General features: G+C 71.5%; 15 protein-coding genes. 3 read left to right on the forward strand and 12 right to left on the reverse strand.

Annotated elements, in window-relative coordinates:
- The first annotated feature begins 110 nt into the window (after positions 1–110).
- Positions 111–1,130, forward strand: a complete 1,020-nt coding sequence (locus tag ABD240_RS08180) for a hypothetical protein (protein WP_344336843.1) — start codon at positions 111–113, stop codon at positions 1,128–1,130.
- 311 nt (positions 1,131–1,441) lie between these two features.
- On the opposite strand, the gene ABD240_RS08185 is transcribed toward ABD240_RS08180, so the two are convergent.
- Complete coding sequence (locus ABD240_RS08185; RefSeq protein ID WP_291795913.1) at positions 1,442–2,224, reverse strand: HpcH/HpaI aldolase family protein; 783 nt, start codon at positions 2,222–2,224, stop codon at positions 1,442–1,444.
- A 67-nt stretch (positions 2,225–2,291) separates the two neighbouring features.
- Here ABD240_RS08185 and ABD240_RS08190 point away from each other — a divergent pair, with 67 nt between their 5' ends.
- Entirely contained in the window at positions 2,292–2,921 is a 630-nt protein-coding gene (locus ABD240_RS08190) for an isochorismatase family protein (protein WP_344336844.1), read from the forward strand.
- 150 nt (positions 2,922–3,071) lie between these two features.
- Here the strand turns inward: ABD240_RS08190 and ABD240_RS08195 are convergent, their stop codons facing one another.
- The 3 genes from ABD240_RS08195 to ABD240_RS08205 are packed head-to-tail and all read right to left on the reverse strand — an operon-like array spanning position 3,072 to position 6,404.
- Positions 3,072–4,064 carry a glycine betaine ABC transporter substrate-binding protein gene (locus ABD240_RS08195; protein WP_291795907.1) on the reverse strand — a complete coding sequence of 331 codons (993 nt, stop codon included), beginning with the start codon at positions 4,062–4,064 and terminating at the stop codon, positions 3,072–3,074.
- A 36-nt stretch (positions 4,065–4,100) separates the two neighbouring features.
- Positions 4,101–5,018 carry an ABC transporter permease gene (locus ABD240_RS08200; RefSeq protein WP_291795904.1) on the reverse strand — a complete coding sequence of 306 codons (918 nt, stop codon included), beginning with the start codon at positions 5,016–5,018 and terminating at the stop codon, positions 4,101–4,103.
- A gap of 3 nt (positions 5,019–5,021) precedes the next feature.
- Positions 5,022–6,404: a quaternary amine ABC transporter ATP-binding protein gene (locus ABD240_RS08205; protein ID WP_291795901.1), complete on the reverse strand. Its 1,383-nt coding sequence runs from the start codon at positions 6,402–6,404 to the stop codon at positions 5,022–5,024.
- 421 nt (positions 6,405–6,825) lie between these two features.
- Between ABD240_RS08205 and aroD the strand changes: the two genes are divergently transcribed.
- Positions 6,826–7,605 (forward strand): type I 3-dehydroquinate dehydratase, encoded by a 780-nt coding sequence (gene aroD / locus ABD240_RS08210; RefSeq protein ID WP_344336845.1) that lies wholly within the window; start codon positions 6,826–6,828, stop codon positions 7,603–7,605.
- 200 nt (positions 7,606–7,805) lie between these two features.
- On the opposite strand, the gene ABD240_RS08215 is transcribed toward aroD, so the two are convergent.
- From ABD240_RS08215 to ABD240_RS08250, 8 genes are all read right to left on the reverse strand, one after another.
- Positions 7,806–8,102 carry a DUF4235 domain-containing protein gene (locus tag ABD240_RS08215; RefSeq protein WP_291795895.1) on the reverse strand — a complete coding sequence of 99 codons (297 nt, stop codon included), beginning with the start codon at positions 8,100–8,102 and terminating at the stop codon, positions 7,806–7,808.
- Positions 8,103–8,171: 69 nt separating this feature from the next.
- The gene (locus ABD240_RS08220; RefSeq protein WP_291795892.1) at positions 8,172–9,083 is read right to left on the reverse strand and encodes an aminotransferase class IV; all 912 of its coding nucleotides are present in this window, start codon (positions 9,081–9,083) and stop codon (positions 8,172–8,174) included.
- Positions 9,084–9,233: 150 nt separating this feature from the next.
- On the reverse strand, positions 9,234–10,373 hold the full coding sequence (locus tag ABD240_RS08225; protein WP_344336846.1) for an alpha/beta hydrolase: 1,140 nt from the start codon (positions 10,371–10,373) through the stop codon (positions 9,234–9,236).
- 31 nt (positions 10,374–10,404) lie between these two features.
- Positions 10,405–11,589 carry a VIT1/CCC1 transporter family protein gene (locus ABD240_RS08230; protein ID WP_291795027.1) on the reverse strand — a complete coding sequence of 395 codons (1,185 nt, stop codon included), beginning with the start codon at positions 11,587–11,589 and terminating at the stop codon, positions 10,405–10,407.
- A 155-nt stretch (positions 11,590–11,744) separates the two neighbouring features.
- Positions 11,745–12,542 (reverse strand): enoyl-CoA hydratase/isomerase family protein, encoded by a 798-nt coding sequence (locus ABD240_RS08235; RefSeq protein ID WP_344336847.1) that lies wholly within the window; start codon positions 12,540–12,542, stop codon positions 11,745–11,747.
- Between the two features lie 3 nt (positions 12,543–12,545).
- Positions 12,546–13,739 (reverse strand): acetyl-CoA acetyltransferase, encoded by a 1,194-nt coding sequence (locus tag ABD240_RS08240; RefSeq protein ID WP_291795025.1) that lies wholly within the window; start codon positions 13,737–13,739, stop codon positions 12,546–12,548.
- Positions 13,736–15,145, reverse strand: a complete 1,410-nt coding sequence (locus tag ABD240_RS08245; protein ID WP_291795024.1) for an OB-fold domain-containing protein — start codon at positions 15,143–15,145, stop codon at positions 13,736–13,738. The genes ABD240_RS08240 and ABD240_RS08245 overlap by 4 nt, the downstream gene beginning before the upstream one ends.
- 109 nt (positions 15,146–15,254) lie before the next feature.
- A complete protein-coding gene (locus ABD240_RS08250) occupies positions 15,255–16,454 on the reverse strand; it encodes a TetR/AcrR family transcriptional regulator (RefSeq protein WP_344336848.1) in 1,200 nt (399 codons plus the stop codon).
- Positions 16,455–16,516: the final 62 nt, after the last annotated feature.

Raw genomic sequence — 16,516 nt, forward strand, 5'->3', positions numbered from 1 at the left:
CTGTGCGGTGCTTCCGGTGCAGAACGACTGCGTGTGATGCGTGTGGATGGTTTTCCACAGATCTTCTTATGTCTATTGAGCGGTAGAAGCCGGTAAAGCATGATCCATGCATGTACGTGTTCTTGGACCGAGCCATGCTGGACACGCTGGGGTACAGGGATGCGGCTCTGCGCAGGGCGCTGCAGTGCTGCCTCGTCCGTGTGCGCCGCGACCGCTACACCTTCACCCGGCGCTGTGAGGAGGAGGCACACGCCTCCCTGCAGCGATATGCGGTGGACGAGGGGCTCACCCTCGCGGCGGATCAGCCGGGGCTGCTGGGTGACATCGAACGACTGCGGCGCGGGGTCGCTGCGATCCGCGGCCGGCAGCCGGTCGGCTCGGTGCTCTCGCACACTGCGGCGGCTCTCGTGCATCAGCTGCCGCTGGTGACGGTGAGGGAGAAGGCGGTGGAACTCATCGTGCCCGGGCGCTCGCGGCGGCGGAACGGGCTGCGTGTGCGGGATCGCCGGCTCCCGGCGGGCCATGTCGAGGAGAACGGCGGCTACCGTGTGACCACGCCAGCGCGCACGGTGGCAGACATCGCCCGTGATCATGGCCTGGAGCTGGCGGTCCCCATGCTCGACCATCTGCTTGCGAGGGAAGAAGACGCAGAGGGCGGCGCAGCGTCTGCGATGAGGAGAGCGGTCGAGGCGGCGGCATCTGTCTACGCCACCCCGGCGGCGCGGGGGAGTGCGGCGAAGGTGCTTGCTCAGGCAGACGAGAGGAGGGAGTCGCCGGCCGAATCCCTGTGTGCAGTGCGGTTCTTCCAGCATGCGCTCACCGGTTTCGAACCGCAGGCGGAGATCCGCGGCGGGGACGGGGATCTCGTCGCCCGCGTCGACTTCCTCCACAGGGGTGCGCGGCTGATCGTCGAGGTGGACGGTCTGAGCAAGTACACCGCGGACGGGAACGACCGCGATGTGAGCTTCCGCGCGGAGCGCGAGCGGGAGTACGCCCTCCGCAACCTCGGATACATGGTCGTCCGCCTCACGTGGAAGGATCTGTTCCGCGCGGTGCCGTTCGAGAGGATCCGCGACGCCCTCGTACAGCGCGAGAGGCTCGCGGAGCGCGACGGCCTCGTGACGCGTTGACTGCGTGGTGAAGCGCGAGGGCGTGCTGGAGCGCGCAGGTCTCGTGAATCGTGAGGCAGTGGTGGAGCGTGAGGGTTTCGCGGAGCGCCGACGGGGTGGTGGGCCCCGAAATGTGCGGAACCGTCCGCGTATGTGTGGGTGGCTGCGCGGGTTCCCGGGGTGACGGATGCGCTCGGCCCGGAAACGCGTCGTCCCGCCCACGTATAGGTGGGCGGGAAGGCACCTACGCGGTGTGGGCCCTCGTCGCGTCGTGCGGGTGCGGCGCCACTGCGAAGCACCCGCCACGTCCCCGAGCGCACTCCGGCGCCGCGTCAGCTTCCGGCTGCGTGGCTCCGCAGGGCGGTGACCTCCGTGCTCAGCCCGTGCAGGTACGCGCCGATGTCCGGGACCGCGGAGAGCACGGTGTAGCCCATGTCCAGCGCCGCGGTGGCCAGGGGGCGTGCCGGGGAGAAGATCCCGGCCGCCTTGCCCGCGGAGCGTGCGGCCTCGGCCACGGTGCGCAGCGCGTCGAGGAGCTCCGGCGCGTCCCACTGCCCCGGCACCCCCAGGTTGGTGGAGAGGTCCAAGGGCCCCACGAACAGCACGTCCACGCCGTCCACGGCGGCGATGTCCGCGGCGGCGGCCACGGCCTCGGGCGTCTCGATCTGCGGGAGGAAGACGGTGGAGGCATTGGCCTCGGCCTGTGCTGCGGCTGCGTCCCCGCCGCGGTAGAGGTCGTGCGCGAGGCCGAACGCGGAGCCGCGCACGCCCACCGGCGGGAACTTCATCCACGAGACGATCTCACGGGCCTCCTCCGCGCTGGAGACCCACGGCATCATGATCCCCTCCGCTCCGGCGTCCAGGGCGGTGCTGACGAGGTCCTTCTGCGGCCCCGCGACCCGGACGAAGGAGGCGATCGGCTCCCTGCGGGAGACCGCGAGCGAGGCCCGGATCGCGTCCAGCGACCAGCCGGTGTGCTCGAGATCGTAGAGGATCCAGTCCGCTCCCGCCCGGGCGGCCAGCGCGCCCACCCCAGCGGTGGCGAACTCGAGGGTGAACGTGCCCAGCTGCGGTGTGCCTGCGGCCAGCGCCGCGCGGAAGCTCTCAGTCGTCATCCGGCCACGATAGCCGCGCCGGCCGCCGCGACGGCGGCGGCTTCTCGATCCGTGGGATGCTGGGGGCATGGACGCTCTGCTTCTCATCGACACGACCGCCCCGGCCTTCTCCGCTGATTCCCCTGCGGCGCTGGCAGACCTCCTGGCCCGTGCCCGAGGCGTGGGCGGGGTGATCCTCCACGTCGTCGGCAGCGCGGTGGAGGCCGCCGGCGACGGGGGCGCGGGTGCCGTCGATGGGCCGCACGGCGACGGTGCGCGAGGCCGCGGACCGGACGGTGCCGAGGGGGCGCCGGGAGCTGCCGCGGACGGGCCCGCGGAGTTCCGCAGCGTGTACGCGGACGCGGAGGACGGCGACGAGGAGGAGACGGGTCCGGTCGCTCCGGTCATCGACACCGTCTACGGCACGGGAGAGGACGAACTCGTGCTCGTCTCCGAGGCTCCGGACGCCTTCGAGGGCGTCGAGGAGCTGGCCGAGGGTCTGGACGACCTCGGCGTGGACCGGCTCATCGTGGCCGGCGGCGACGGCCGCGGCGCCGTCTACCAGACCTCCATGGCCGCTCTCGTGCTGGGATTCGAGGTGGTGCTCGCCGGCGACGCCGTGCGCACACCGGAGGGCGGGCAGGTGGACTGGCTCGCAGACGCCGAGGACGCGGGCGCCGTCGTGAAGCCTGCCGGGGACGTCTGGCTCAAGATGTGACCCTGCCGGCCGCGGACGCGGTACGACGAAGCGGCCCGGATCCGCATGGATCCGGGCCGCTTCACGGCTCCTGCCCCGTGTGGGGCGCTCAGCCGGGAGACTCCGTCAGCCGGTGCCGTTCATCCGGTCCGTGCTGATCAGGCCGGTGACTCAGGCGAGTGCGCCGGCCTTCCAGTCGTCGACGAAGTCCTGGTTGTCCTCGACCCATTCGGCGACGGCCTCCTCCGGGTCCTCTCCGCCGTAGTGCTCGTCGGAGAACATGATGTTCTCGAGGCTGGCGAGGTGCTCGTCGTCGAAGACGAAGTTCTTCACCAGCTGGAAGACCTCGGGGTTCTCCTCGCTGAAGCCGCTCCGAGCGAAGCTGTAGATGAGCTCCGCGTCGCCCATCGCGCCCTCGGGATCCTCGAGATCGCGGACGGGGAAGGCATCGTAGGCCCAGTGCGGACGCCACAGCGTGACGAGCACGTTCTCATCGGCATCGGTGGCCGACTTCAGCTCAGCGAGCATCGCCGGAGTCGAGGAGATCTTGAAGTCGTAGTCGTCGAGACCGTAGGTGGGGATGGCCGATTCCTCGGTCTGCTGGGTCAGGCCCGCACCCGCTTCGATGCCGTAGATGGTGCCGCCGTAGTCGTCGACCATGTCGGGCAGGTCGGCGATCGACTGCGCAGGGGAATCCTCGTTGACCGCCAGGGTCAGCTTGGCATTGTCGTACCAGCAGCCTGCGGCCTCGATGTCGTCCCCGTACTGGTTGAGGTAGTCGGCATGGGTGATCGGCAGCCAGGTGTCCATCGCGAAGTCGATGTCACCCTGCGCGAGGGCGGTGTATCCGGGGCCCGCCTCGAACGCTTCCACGTTGACGGTGTAGCCCTCGTCCTCGAGCACGTTCTCTGTGAGATAGGCGACGGCGAAGGACTCGTCCCAGCCGTTGTACGCGCCGATCGTGATGTTCTTGTTCTCGTCCGCTGCGACATCAGCCTCGGCCGAATCCTGGCCCGGGGTGCAGTTGGTCCAGTCCGTGCCGCCCTCCTCGGCGGCGGGTGCCTCCGACTGCTGCTGGCCGGCCTCGGTCTCACCGCAGGCGGTGAGTGCGAGCGCGCTGACGGCCAGCGCACCGGTGAGTGTCATGAGCTTGCGGGTCTTCATCGCTGTTGACCTTTCTTCTCGGGTTGTTCAGGTATGTCACGCCGAGGCGCGCTTGGCGCGCTCGAGCGGGGTCTTGTTGCCCAGGCCGCCGGTCACGCGGTCCAGGTAGACGGCCAGCAGCACCACTGCCAGGCCGGACTCGATGCCGACGCCCACATTCAGGCGGCTGATGGCTCCCACCACTTCGCCGCCGAGGCCGCCGGAGCCGGCCATGCCGGCGAGGACGACCATCGAGAGCGCGAGCATGATGACCTGGTTGATGCCGGCCATGATGGTGGGCATCGCCAGCGGCAGCTGGATCTTGCGCAGGATGTGACCGGGGCTCGCGCCGAATGCCTGGCCGGCCTCGACGGTCTCCCGGTCGACCTGCCGGATGCCCAGCTCCGTGAGACGCACGCCCGGGGGCAGGGAGAAGATGATGGTCGCGATGGCGCCGGGCACGATGCCCACACTGAACATCACGATGGCGGGGACCAGGTAGGCCAGCGCCGGCATCGCCTGCATGAGGTCGAGGACCGGCTTCACGATCATGGAAACGACGGGCGACTTCGCAGCCCAGATGCCCACGGGGATCGCAATGATGAGGGCGATCACCACGGCGACCACGACCATCGAGAGCGTCGCCATCGCGTTCTCCCACTGGCCGAGCGCGTAGATCACGTAGAACCCGATGACCGTGTAGACCGCGACCTTCCAGCTAGCGGCGAGCCAGGCGAGGGCTGCGAAGAGGAGGATCATGAGGATCGTGAGCAGCGCCTTCATCACGGACGAGTCCGCGATCATCTCCTTCTCCACGAGGATCCCGGGGAAGGAGAGGATGAGGAAGAGGAACTCGTAGGTCTCCTGCAGGACGACCGAGATCCCGTCGAGCAGCCAGCCGAAGACGCTCTGGATCCAGCTGATGAACGAGTCCGCCCACTGGCCGAGCGGAATGCGTGGGAAGAGGAACCACATGGCTCAGGCTCCCTTCTGGTCGTCGGACGTGGCTGATGCGGAGGCGCTCTCCTGCGCCTCGTCCTCGGTCTCGCCGTGCACCGAGGCGGCGATGCCGGGCTTGGCGTCCGGGGCCTCGGCCTCGGCGGCACGGGACTCGTCCGTGACCTCGTCCTGCGGCTCCACGGTGGCCGGCAGCTGGCTGACGGCCGGCAGCTCACCGGTCTCCGGCGAGAGGTGGGCCATCGAGTCGAGCAGCGCCACACGGGGCACGATGCCCAGCAGACGGTTGTCGTCATCCACCACGGCGAGCGGCACGCGCGCACCGGCGGACGGTGCGAAGAGCTCGGAGAGCGGGGTGTCCGGCTTGACGGTGAGGATGCCCTCGGTCTCCGTGATGTCCGTGAGCGTGTCGACGCCCTCACGTGCGGCGCGGACCACGGCGCGGTCGGAGACCGTCCCCAGGAGATGACGGGTGCGGTCGACCACGAAGAGGCCGGTCACGCGCTCGCGCTCGAAGAGGCGCATGGCGTAGCGCGGGCCCGCGGAGTGGGTCACCACCGCGTGGGTGTCCTGCATGATCGAGGAGGCCGTCAGCACGCGGGTGCGGTCGACGTCCTGGACGAAGTTCGCCACGTAGTCGTCCGCAGGCCGGGTGAGGATGTCCTCGGCGTCTCCGATCTGGGCGATGCGGCCGTCGCGCATGACGGCGATGTGGTCGCCCAGGTACATGGCCTCGTTGAGGTCGTGGGTGATGAAGACGATCGTCTTGTTGAGCTTGCTCTGCAGCTCGACGAGCTGGTCCTGCATCTCACGGCGGATCAGCGGGTCGAGGGCGGAGAAGGCCTCGTCCATGAGGAGGATGTCCGTCTCCGCGGCCAGCGCGCGGGCGAGGCCCACGCGCTGCTGCATACCGCCGGAGAGCTGGCCGGGGTACTTGTCGCCCCAGCCGCTCAGGCCCACGGTGTCCAGCCAGGCGTCGGCGCGCTCCAGGCGTTCCCGGGGGCCCACGTCCTGGAGTTCGAGGCCGTAGGCGGCGTTCTCCCGGACCGTGCGGTGCGGGAGGAGGGCGAAGTGCTGGAACACCATCGAGATGTGGTCGCGGCGGACCTGACGCAGCTGCGAGCCGCTCATCTTGGAGATGTCCTTGCCGACGATCTCCATGGAGCCGTCGGAGACGTCCCAGAGACCGTTGATCATGCGGATGAGCGTGGACTTGCCGGAGCCGGAGAGCCCCATGACCACGAAGATCTCGCCCTCGGCCACCTCGAAGCTCGCATCGATGACCGCGGCCGTGCCGAGCTCGGCAAGATCCTTGCGGTCTTCACCCGCCTTGAGGCGCTTGACTACTTCTCTCTCATGCCGGCCGAAGACCTTGTAGACATGAGATGCGCGGACTACTGCCACAGTGGCCGTATCCTTTCCTGTCGACTTCTGCGGAGGCGGTTGGCGGATGCGCGGTTCGCTGAGGAGCGGCGCATCCGGCCCCTGCTGCCGGATCGCGAACTCACCATTCCATCAACCTCCGTGGATGAATCGCAGGCCGCGTCGGAGGATCGCTCCGCCGACGTCCGGCGGCGGGACGTCACCGCCCTGCCTGAGAGCGAGCCTAACGCTCACCCTGTGGAAGACCTTGTTGATATCTTGTGGAGTTCCGTTCTCCGCTTGTGCACGGAGCGTTCGATTGCCGCGCTGACCTGCGGAGATGCAGGTCACGGGTGCGTTACTGGATTGTTAGTCGCGGCTCACCGATTCCGCAGGTCAAGCCCAGTGCGGGCACAGGATCCGCGGTGCGGCGCAATGGTCCCTGCCCGGTAGAGTCGGTGGCATGAGGCCACTTCCGTTCGCACCCCTCGCGGTGCCCGCGATCATCGCGCCGCTGACGGGCGGCAGCACCGAGGCCGTGGCCGCGCAGGCCGCCGCAGCCGGGTCGGAGCCCGGCGTGGACGTGCTGGAGTGGCGCGTCGATGCGCTGCTCGAGGCGCAGGATGCGTGGGGTGTGCGGTCATCGCGGGCCGCACGTGCAGTGGTGGAGGGATTCGAGGCCGCCACGCTGCCGGGCCTGCCCGTGCTCGCGACCTTCCGCAGTGAGGCGGAGGGCGGTGAGTGTCCCCTCGAGGTCTACTTCGAGCTCGTGGCGGCGCTCATGGGCGTGGCGGCACCGGACGACCGCGGCGGGATGGTGTCGCCGTCCGCTGTGGACGTGGAGATCGCCCGCGACGGTGCGCTCGAGCTCATCGGCGCGGCACGGGAGACCGGGGTGGCGGTGGTGGCCTCCTCGCACGAGTGGGAGGCCACTCCGCCGGCGGAGGAGATCCAGGCGCGGCTGCACCGGATGGCGGCTGCGGGTGCGGACGTCGCGAAGATCGCGGTGATGCCGCAGACGATGGAGGACGTCTTCGGCCTCATGCAGGCGACCCATGCGGCCTCGGAGGCGCTCGCGATCCCGGTCATCGGGATCGCGATGGGCGAGCGGGGCAGGCTCACCCGCCTCTGCGCGGCGGAGTTCGGCTCAGCGGCGACCTTCGCGACGGTGGGCGCGGCCTCGGCGCCGGGGCAGATGACGGCGGCGCAGGTCGCCGCCGTGCGTCAGGCGCTGCGCCGCTGAGCCCGAAACGCTGAGCCCGGCCCTCCCCGGAGCCCGCGTGCCCGGGCCGCTCTGAGCTGCGGGCGCGCGGAACCCCGTGCGCAGAGGGGCGCCCGGCGGCGGATGAACCGGACCGGAGTCATGGGTGCGGGAACCCCGTGCGCAGAGGCGGCCTCGGGCGATGGCGTGCCGCTGGGGCTGTCAGTCCGGTGCCGGGCGGCTCAGTCCCGCGCGGCCTGGACCAGGCGCATCTTCTTGGGCAGGGCCTCCTCGCCGAACCTGCTGCGGACGGCCTGTGCGGCGAACCGCTGCACCGTCAGCTGGACGACGGCGATGCCCACGCCGGAGACGACGGTCCACGCGATCGCCTCGCCGAGGCCCACCTCGCTGTTCGCGGGGTTGTCCGGCACGGGGCGGTGGGTGGACTTCTCCCACACCGCGCCGAGGGCCTTGCGCGTGGCGATGGCCGCCAGCGCCGCTCCGCCGGTGCCGAGGATCTGCCAAGCGAGCTTGTTCATGGAGTGTCTCCTTACGATGAGGCTGCGGATGCGCGCGGACTCCGCGCGGGTGCTCGTCTCAGCCTAACGTCAGCGGGCGCGGATCCACGCGTGCATGCGTGCGGTGAGTTCGCTCTGCGCGGGCAGGTCCGTGCCGTCGAGGCCGAGGATCGGCACGGCGGTGCGGACGGAGGAGACCATCCACGCGCCGTCGGCGGCGAGGACGTCCTCCACGCTCAGATCCGTGTACCCGGTCTTCCACCCCTCCTCCTGCGCTCCGGCGAAGACGGCGCGCTGGGTGGTGCCGTGCAGCAGGCCCGCGCGCGGATCTGGGGTGAGCAGCGTGTCCCCGCGACGGATGACGAGAGTGGAGTTGGGCCCCTCGAGCACCACGCCGTCGTGGGAGACGAAGAGCGCCTCGTCGGCGCCGCGGGCGCGAGCTTCGCGGGAGGCGGCCTCGTTGACGGCGTAGGAGAGCGTCTTGGCACCCACCAGCAGCCACGGTGCGGACTCGCCGATGTAGGCGGGATAGCCGCGGTCGACGGTCACGGCGCGGATGCCGTCCGCCCGCTGCGCCTTCTGCGCCGCCGTGACGGAGGCGGAGAAGACCCAGCCGTGCGCGCCGGTGGACACCCCCGCCGCCCGCAGCGCCTCCGCGTCCGCGTGGGAGTCGAGGCCGCGGGACATCGCATAGCGCACCGCGAACTCGTCCGCGTCCCCCAGCGTCGCCTCGACCACCGTGCTGATCGCCTTGTCGAAGAGCTCGCGCGGGGGCGCGGGCAGGGCGAGGGCCTGGGCCGAGGCCCGGAACCGTGCGAAGTGCAGATCCGCTCCGTGCACGCGGGGTGCGCCCGAGGCCGGGTCGACGGTGACGAGGGCGGTCTCGAAGATCCCCTCGCCGCGGTGGACGGTGAGGTCCTCGACGGGGAGGTGCGCGGCGGCGAGGTCGTGCGGGACGACCGCGCCGGCGTCGAAGTCGATGAGTGCGAGCGCGTACGGCATGAGCGCAATCCTATTCCCGCGCCGGCGGTGTGCGCGGATGCCGTGGCGGGTCCGCCGATGCCGTGCCAGGTGCGCGGATGCCGTGCCAGGTGTGCGCGGCGTGGACAGCCCGCCCCGCACGCCGCTGCACCTCATGCCCCCGCGCCCGTGTCAGCCGCGCAGCGCCTCACCCGCCCAGGCGCCGATCCCGTCGACGAGGTCCGCGCCCTCACGCAGCACGCCGTCCGCGTGGAGGAACCCGTGCGGCGTCCCGGGGAAGTCCCACTGCGTGACCGGCACGCCCGCCGCGCGGAGCCTGTCCGCCAGTGCCAGGTCCTCGTCGCGCAGCACATCCGCCCCGGCGGTCGCGAGGAGTGTGGGCGGCAGGCCGCCCAGCTCCGCCCGGCCCACGGAGGCCAGCGGCGAGCGGCGCTCCTCGCCCGGTGCGTAGCAGTCCCAGTAGAAGGCCATGCGCTCGGCCGTGAGGCCGCAGCCCGCACCGAAGTCCGCGTAGCTCGCGGTGTCCTGCCCCGCGTCCGTCACCGGGTAGACGAGTGCGAGTGCGGCGGGGGAGGGGGCCTCGGGCGCGGCCCAGCTGAAGGGCGCGTGCGTCCCCGCTGCCGGCGCGGGGATCTCGAACTCCGTCCGGTCGCGGAGCGCCAGTGCGGTGGCGAGTGCGAGGTTGCCGCCGGCGGAGTCGCCCGCCAGTCCCACCCGCAGCGGGTCCAGCCCCAGGCCGGCGGCGTGCTCCGTGACCCAGGCGTAGGCGGCGAGGCAGTCCGTGAGCGGAACGGGGAAGGGGTGCTCCGGCGCCTTCTGCGGGGTGGCGATGACCACGGCGCATCCCGCGGCGTTCGCGATCGCCCGGCTCGCGCTGTCCGCCAGGTCCGCGTTGCCCGTCACCCAGCCCCCGCCCGGCAGCATGAGGAGCGCGGGAAGGGGTGCGGCCTCGGGCTCCCCGCCGAGGGGCCAGTGGATCCGCAGCGGCACCTCGGCGGTGGGGGAGGGGGCGAAGGTGTCCAGGGTGCGGGCGACCGGCTGCGGGGGCCGCTGCTTCCACTCCGCGGCTGAGGCCTGGGCCCGGGCCTGCTGCAGCGGCAGCCGGTCCGTGGGCACCGGAGTGCGGCGGGCCGTCTCCTGCAGATAGGCGAGGGCGGCCGGGCTGAGGGCGGCAGTGCCGGTGAGGCGGGCGTCCTCCGTGGCGGGAGCGGGGCGCGCGGCGTGCGCAGGGCCGGCGGCGTGCGCGGGATCGGGGGCGTCCTCCGTGGCGGGAGCGGAACCGGCGGCGTTCACAGGATGGGCGGCGTTCACAGGGTCATCGTAGGAGAGGACGCGGCTCCGCTCAGCCCGCCACCGTGCCGAAGGCCAGGCCCAGCGCGTAGGTGACGGCGGCCGCACCGAATCCGATGGCGAGCTGCCGCAGCGCGCGGGGCAGGGGCGGGCGGCCGGAGAGCACGCCCACGACGCCGCCGGTGGCGAGCAGCGCGATGCCCACCAGTGCCGAGGCGGTGGCGACGGCGGCGAGGCCCGTCATGCCGAAGATGTAGGGCAGGATCGGGATGATGGCGCCCGAGGCGAAGAAGCAGAAGCTCGACAGGGCCGCGCCGAGGCCGGTGCCCAGCTCCTCGTGCTCGTCGACCGGCCCGAGGCTGAGCTCCGGGTCGCCGCGGTGGGTGGGCGAGGGGCGCTTGTGGATGCGCGACTGCGCGCGGCGGATGCTCGCCTCCGCGCGCGCATCCGCCTCCTCCGGCGTCAGGCCCCGCGCGCGGAAGACGAGCGCCAGTTCGTTGGCGTCGATGTCCAGGTGGGGGAGCGCGCGCGAGGACTCCGGGTCCGGCGAGGACGCCTCGAGCAGCTCCCGCTGTGAGCGCACGGAGACGTACTCCCCGGCCCCCATGGAGAGCGCGCCCGCGAGCAGACCGGAGATGCCGGTGAGGAGGACCTGGCCGGTGGTGAGGCCGGCGGCGGCCACGCCCAGGACGAGTGCGAGGTTGGAGACGAGGCCGTCGTTGGCTCCGAACACCGCGGCGCGGAAGCTGCCCGAGAGCCGTGCCCGGGACTGCTGCGCCAGCGCGCGGACGACCTCCGCGTGGATGGCCTCGTCCGCCGCCATCCGCTTGGTGGCCCAGCGGTCGCTGGCGTAGGGCGAGCGGGACTCCGACTGCTGTGCGAGCGCGAGGACGAAGACGGAGCCGAACACCCGGCCCAGCAGTGCGAGGAGGTAGGTGCCGAAGGAGGGGCGGCGGGGCGGCTCCGCGTAGTCGCCCAGCAGCGTCCTCCAGTGCGACTGGTGCCGGGACTCCGCGTCCGCCAGCGCCGTGAGGATCTCCGCCTCCTGGCCGTCCTTGCGGGAGGCGAGGCTCCGGTAGACGCGCTCCTCGAGGCGTTCGTTGGCGAGGTGCTTCTGCCAGCGGCGCACGAGGGCGCGGTCGGGTCCGGACAGCGTGTCCTCCGAGGTGAAGACGGCCTGGGTGGGGTGCTGACGCTCAGCGGGGGGTGCGGCGGGCTCCTGCTGATCGTCGGTCATGGTCTCTCCTCCTGAGGGTCCGGCTGCGGCGGACGGGGTCCGTGGCTGCGGGCCGCGCTCGAGCGCGACCGGGTCTGTGCCGAGCGTCGAGTCTAGGTCTCAGGAGAGATCAATTCAATAGTTGCGCAATCACTTGATCATAGAGGTGTCGAGAGTCACTGCCTCCTGCTGCGGAAGGCCCGGACCGCCCGCGCGTGGTCCGCGGTCTCCGCGCAGATCACCTGGGAGCGGTACTCCAGGAGGAGGTGATCGTGCAGGCTGGACGCGGTCGCCGCTGCCCCGAGCAGCTCCTTCGTCTGCCGGAGCGACTCCGGCGCTTTCGCGGCGAGGTCCGCGGCCAGCTCTTGCGCCCGCCCGCGCGGGTCCGCGGCGATCTCCGAGGCGAGCCCCCAGTCCACCGCCTGCTGCGCGAGGATCGGGGTCGCGGTGTAGAGGACGTGGGCCGCCCGCCCGGCCCCGATGAGGCGAGGCAGGTGGAAGGAGAGACCCAGATCCCCGGGAGTCATGCCGATGTCCGTGAAGACGGGGTCGAAGCTCGCATCCGGGGCGACGACGCGCAGATCGCAGGCCGCTGCCAGGGCGAAGCCCGCGCCCACCGCATGACCGCGCACCGCCGCGATCACCGGCTGCGGGAGATCGCGCAGCAGCCGGACGGTCTGGAACACGCGACGGCTCCGCCGGGTCCGGTCCTCCACGGCGGCGAAGTCCTGCGGTGCCTTCATGTCCTTGCCCGTGCTGAACGCCCGCCCGGCACCCGTGAGGACGACCACGGCGCAGTCCGGGTCCCTGTCCACCTCGTGCAGTGCCTCGGTGAGACGCGCGAACATGTCCGTGTTCGCGGCGTTGAGGCGCTCGGGCCGGTTGAGCACGAGCGTGGTCACGGGCCCCGCGCGCTCGATCTGCACGGTCTCCGCGGCCTCGGGTGTCAGGGGCGGGAAGCCTGATGCGGGCATGGCTCAGCCCTCCTCCGCGCCGACGATCGCCACGAAGGACACGCATTCGCCGGGACCGCCGCCCAGGTTCTGCGTGAGCCCGTACTTCCTGCCCCGCAGTGCGATCTGCCGCTCCTGAGGCGCCTCGCCCCGCAGCTGCAGCCAGCACTCGAAGAGCATGCGCAGTCCGGAGGCGCCGATGGGGTGCCCGAAGCTCTTGAGGCCGCCGTCGGGGTTGACCGGCAGGACGCCGTCGCGCGCGTAGCGGTTCTCCAGCGTGTCCGACCACGCCTCACCCCGGGCGGAGAAGCCGAGGTCCTCCATGAGCACGAGCTCCGTGGGGGTGAAGCAGTCGTGCACCTCGCACATGGACAGGTCCTCGACGGGATCAGTGACCCCGGCCTGGGCGTAGGCGTCCGAGGCGGAGCGGACGACCTCCTCGAACGAGGTGTAGTCGAACTCGGGGTCGATGGGGCCCGTGCCTGGCCCGGCGGCGAAGGCCAGCGCCTTCACGTAGAGGGGGCCGTCCGTGTACTTGTGAGCGTCCTCGGCGCGCACGATGATCGCCGCCGCGGCGCCGTCGCTCACCCCCGAGCAGTCGAAGACCCCGAGGTCCCCGGCCACGCGCGGAGAGGCGCGGATCGTCTCCTCCGGCACCTCCGAGCGGAACTGGGCGCGTTCGTTCCGTGCCCCGTTCGCGTGGTTCTTCCAGGCGACCCGTGTCATGGCGGACTTGAAGTCCTCGCGCTCCACCCCGTACTTCTCCGCATAGGAGGGGGCGATGACGGAGAAGCGCGCGGGCGCCGTGAGGCTGCCGCCGGTGCCCGCGTTCGGCGGATCGGCGCGATGCAGTCCGGAGTAGCCGGAGTCCTTGAGCTTCTCGACGCCCACAGCCATCACCATGTCGTAGGCGCCCGAGGCCACGGCATAGCAGGCGTTGCGGAACGCCTCGGAGCCGGAGGCGCAGAAGTTCTCCACCCGGGTGACGGGCTTGTAGTCGGTCTTGAGCGCGGACGACAGCGTCATCCCGGAGAAGCCCGAGGTCAGGGTGCCGAGCCAGAAGGCGTCGACATCGTCCTTGGCGACGCCGGCGGAGGCGAAGGCCGCCTCGCAGGCGTCGACGGCCATGTCCGCGGTCGAGGTCTCCCAGTGCTCACCGAACCGCGTGCATCCCATTCCGATGATCGCGACGCGATCCTTGATCCCATGTGACGTCATGACGCCTCCTCGCTGAGTGGGCGGGCCTTCCAGAAGTAGTTGACGATCCCGTCCGCCTCCCCGATCCGGCGGAACGTCATCTGCACGCGGTCGCCGATGGCGACGGCCTCGGGGTCCGCGTCCGTGAGCTCGCAGGCGAACCTGCCGCCGCCGTCGAAGTCGATGACGACGCCGATGACGGGCGGCGCGGGCGAATAGGCCAGGTGGTCGACGGTGTACGTGGCGAGGGTGCCGGCGACGTCCGCGAGCGGCTCGTCCTTCATCCGACCGCTCGCCCCGCAGCGCAGGCACACGCGCTGGGGCGGCATGTGGCGGGTGGCGCACGCATCGCAGCGCGCACCCGTGAACCCGTACTTCCAGCGCGCCTCGCGCAGGGAGGCCGGCGCGGAGATGCGGGCGGGCTCCGGCCTGCGCGGGGCCGGCCGCTCCAGCAGGCCCTTCCAGGTGAGGAACGTGGCATAGGCGAGCTGGTCGTCTCCCGCGGCGATCTGCGCAGCTGTCGTCTCCCTGCGGCGGTGAGCGGTGATCGCCTCCGTCACGCGCAGGACGAGGGTGTCAGCGCCGTCGGCCAGGAGGGTGAGGGCGAGGACGTCGCCGGGCCGTGCCCGGTCGAGCATGTCCGCGAGCAGGATGCCCGCGTGCGCGCTGCCCACCCGGCCGATCACGCTCGTGAGGTCGTCCGTCCGCACATCCCCGAGGCCCGTCGACCTCCCGAGCTGCCGGGCGGCGCGCTCGGAGAGGCCCGTCACCGCCCAGGAGGTGACCTCGGAGGGAGCGAGCCCCGCATCCTCCAGCGCCCGGGCGACCGAGGCGGCGCCGAGGCGCGTGTAGGCCTCCTGGCCGAACCGCTCCTCCCAGGTGCGCGCGAAGGTCTCGCCGGGTGCGTTCCAGCGGTCGAGGAACTCGGCGGTGGCCGCTCCTGTGCCCAGCGGCACCGCGACGGGTGCGGCACCGCCGAGGACGAAGGCGGCGGCACCGTCGCCCCCGCCGATCTCGTCCGCGCCGCCGGCGGGGCCGACGACGGTGTCCGCCAGCGCCACCAGGTGAGTCCCTGACCCGGCGAACCCGTCGAGCAGCGCGCCGAGTGCGCTGCGCTCCGGACCGCAGCGGTCCACGGCGCGGGCGTGGGCGGGCAGCGAGAGCGCCGCGTGGACCGCGGTCGCGTTCGTCTTCGCGGCGTACACCGGGTGCGCCGAGGAGAACGACACCGCGCCCACGGAATCGGCCGGCAGCTCCCGGAGCGCGCGGCGGGCGGCCTCGACCGCCATCGTGGTGGTGTCCTCGTCGCAGCCCGCGACCGCCCGGGTGCGGCCCGCGCGCCCGGTGCCCAGCGCCTCGCGCACCGTCTCGGATCGGAGTCGCGCGCGAGGCACATACGCGCCGTAGCTGATGATCCCTGTCGTCACCCCAGTCTCCCCCTTGAGTCCGCCGTGTTTCCAGAAACATATATGAGCGTTAACTCAAAGGCAAGGGTGACCTAGGGGATCCGGGAGAATAAGGCGTGTTAATGGGTGATCAGGGCTCGCTAGGCGATGCTCCCATGACCGCTTTGGTGCATATGACGGTTAACTCCTGTGCGAGCCCGGGGCGTCCGAGGAGCTCGTCGCTCTGCACCGTGCGGGCGAGGATCGAGAACACGGCCCCGACGTGGACGCGCGCTTCCTTGAGGGACATGCCCGGGAAGGCGTCGTGGAGTTTGGAGGCGACCTCCTCGACGACGACGCGCCGTCTGCGCTTGCTCTCGGCGCGGGCCTCGGGGTCGGTGCCGGCGGCCATGGTGAAGTTGATCCCGAAGAGGTCGCTGAACTCGACGTGCAGCAGGCAGAGGCGCGCGACCATGATCCTGACCGCCTCCTCCGGCGTGCGGGCCGTGCGGAGGGCGACGTCCACGGCGGTCAGCAGCAGATCGTGCCCGCGGTCCACGATCTGGGCGAGCACGCTCTCCTTGCTGGGGAAGTGGCGGTGGATCGCGGAGGGGGTGATGCCCACCTCTGCGCCGATGTCCCTGAGGGTCACGGCATTGAAGCCCGATCTGCGGAAGAGCGAGGTCGCCGCGGCGAGGACGGCCTCCCGGCGGTTCGCGTGCCGGAGCGGGGAAGGGGGGTCCCCCTCCGCGCCCGTCGCGGGATGCTCGATGGCCGGGGCGGCGTCCGGCAGCGGGGTGGAGAGGACGCGTGCAGCCGTCTCCGCGGCGATCGCGGCGCGGCGCGCCCTGCCGGCGTTCCCCGTCAGCCCCACGTGGATGAGCAGGCCCTGCAGGGCGGTGAGCTTGAGCCTGCCCTCGGGTGAGTCGAGGGCGACGCCGAACTCCGCCAGCAGGTCCTTCCACGGCGCGCGGATGTCTGCGCGGATCAGGCGCACCCGTTCGTGCGCCTCCGCGTCCAGATGCTGTCGCTGGTAGGCGAAGACGAAGTAGCCGTCCGGATCGTCCAGTGCGGTCTCGACCACCGCTTCGAGGATGGCCGCGGGGCGTTCCGCGCCGCCCAGGCGGTGCCAGGCCTCGCGCAGGTCGCGCAGATGCGTTTCGATGATCGCGGCGAGGAGTGCGTGTTTGCCCTTGAAGTGGCGGTAGATGGCCGGGCCGGAGATGCCGACGGCGGCGCCTATCTCGTCGATCCCGATCTCCTGGTACCCGCGCTGGCGGAACAGCCGGGCCGCCGCCGCCCTGATCTGCGCGGGACGGTCCGCGCCGCCCCTGCCGTTCCGACTGCCCATGTGCGAACTGCCCCTCGAATGCCGTAATGCGCTTGACCCTTCAAGACTACGGGGGCGGCCGC

This window comes from Brevibacterium salitolerans (assembly GCF_039531405.1).
GTDB classification, from domain to species: Bacteria; Actinomycetota; Actinomycetes; order Actinomycetales; family Brevibacteriaceae; genus Brevibacterium; species Brevibacterium salitolerans.

Bases quoted from the DNA above. Each gene is read 5' to 3' on its own strand.
- ABD240_RS08180 (WP_344336843.1), top strand. From the start codon at position 111: ATGTACGTGTTCTTGGACCGAGCCATGCTGGACACGCTGGGGTACAGG.
- ABD240_RS08185 (WP_291795913.1), bottom strand. From the start codon at position 2,224: ATGACGACTGAGAGCTTCCGCGCGGCGCTGGCCGCAGGCACACCGCAG.
- ABD240_RS08190 (WP_344336844.1), top strand. From the start codon at position 2,292: ATGGACGCTCTGCTTCTCATCGACACGACCGCCCCGGCCTTCTCCGCT.
- ABD240_RS08195 (WP_291795907.1), bottom strand. From the start codon at position 4,064: ATGAAGACCCGCAAGCTCATGACACTCACCGGTGCGCTGGCCGTCAGC.
- ABD240_RS08200 (WP_291795904.1), bottom strand. From the start codon at position 5,018: ATGTGGTTCCTCTTCCCACGCATTCCGCTCGGCCAGTGGGCGGACTCG.
- aroD (WP_344336845.1), top strand. From the start codon at position 6,826: ATGAGGCCACTTCCGTTCGCACCCCTCGCGGTGCCCGCGATCATCGCG.
- ABD240_RS08215 (WP_291795895.1), bottom strand. From the start codon at position 8,102: ATGAACAAGCTCGCTTGGCAGATCCTCGGCACCGGCGGAGCGGCGCTG.
- ABD240_RS08220 (WP_291795892.1), bottom strand. From the start codon at position 9,083: ATGCCGTACGCGCTCGCACTCATCGACTTCGACGCCGGCGCGGTCGTC.
- ABD240_RS08230 (WP_291795027.1), bottom strand. From the start codon at position 11,589: ATGACCGACGATCAGCAGGAGCCCGCCGCACCCCCCGCTGAGCGTCAG.
- ABD240_RS08235 (WP_344336847.1), bottom strand. From the start codon at position 12,542: ATGCCCGCATCAGGCTTCCCGCCCCTGACACCCGAGGCCGCGGAGACC.
- ABD240_RS08240 (WP_291795025.1), bottom strand. From the start codon at position 13,739: ATGACGTCACATGGGATCAAGGATCGCGTCGCGATCATCGGAATGGGA.
- ABD240_RS08250 (WP_344336848.1), bottom strand. From the start codon at position 16,454: ATGGGCAGTCGGAACGGCAGGGGCGGCGCGGACCGTCCCGCGCAGATC.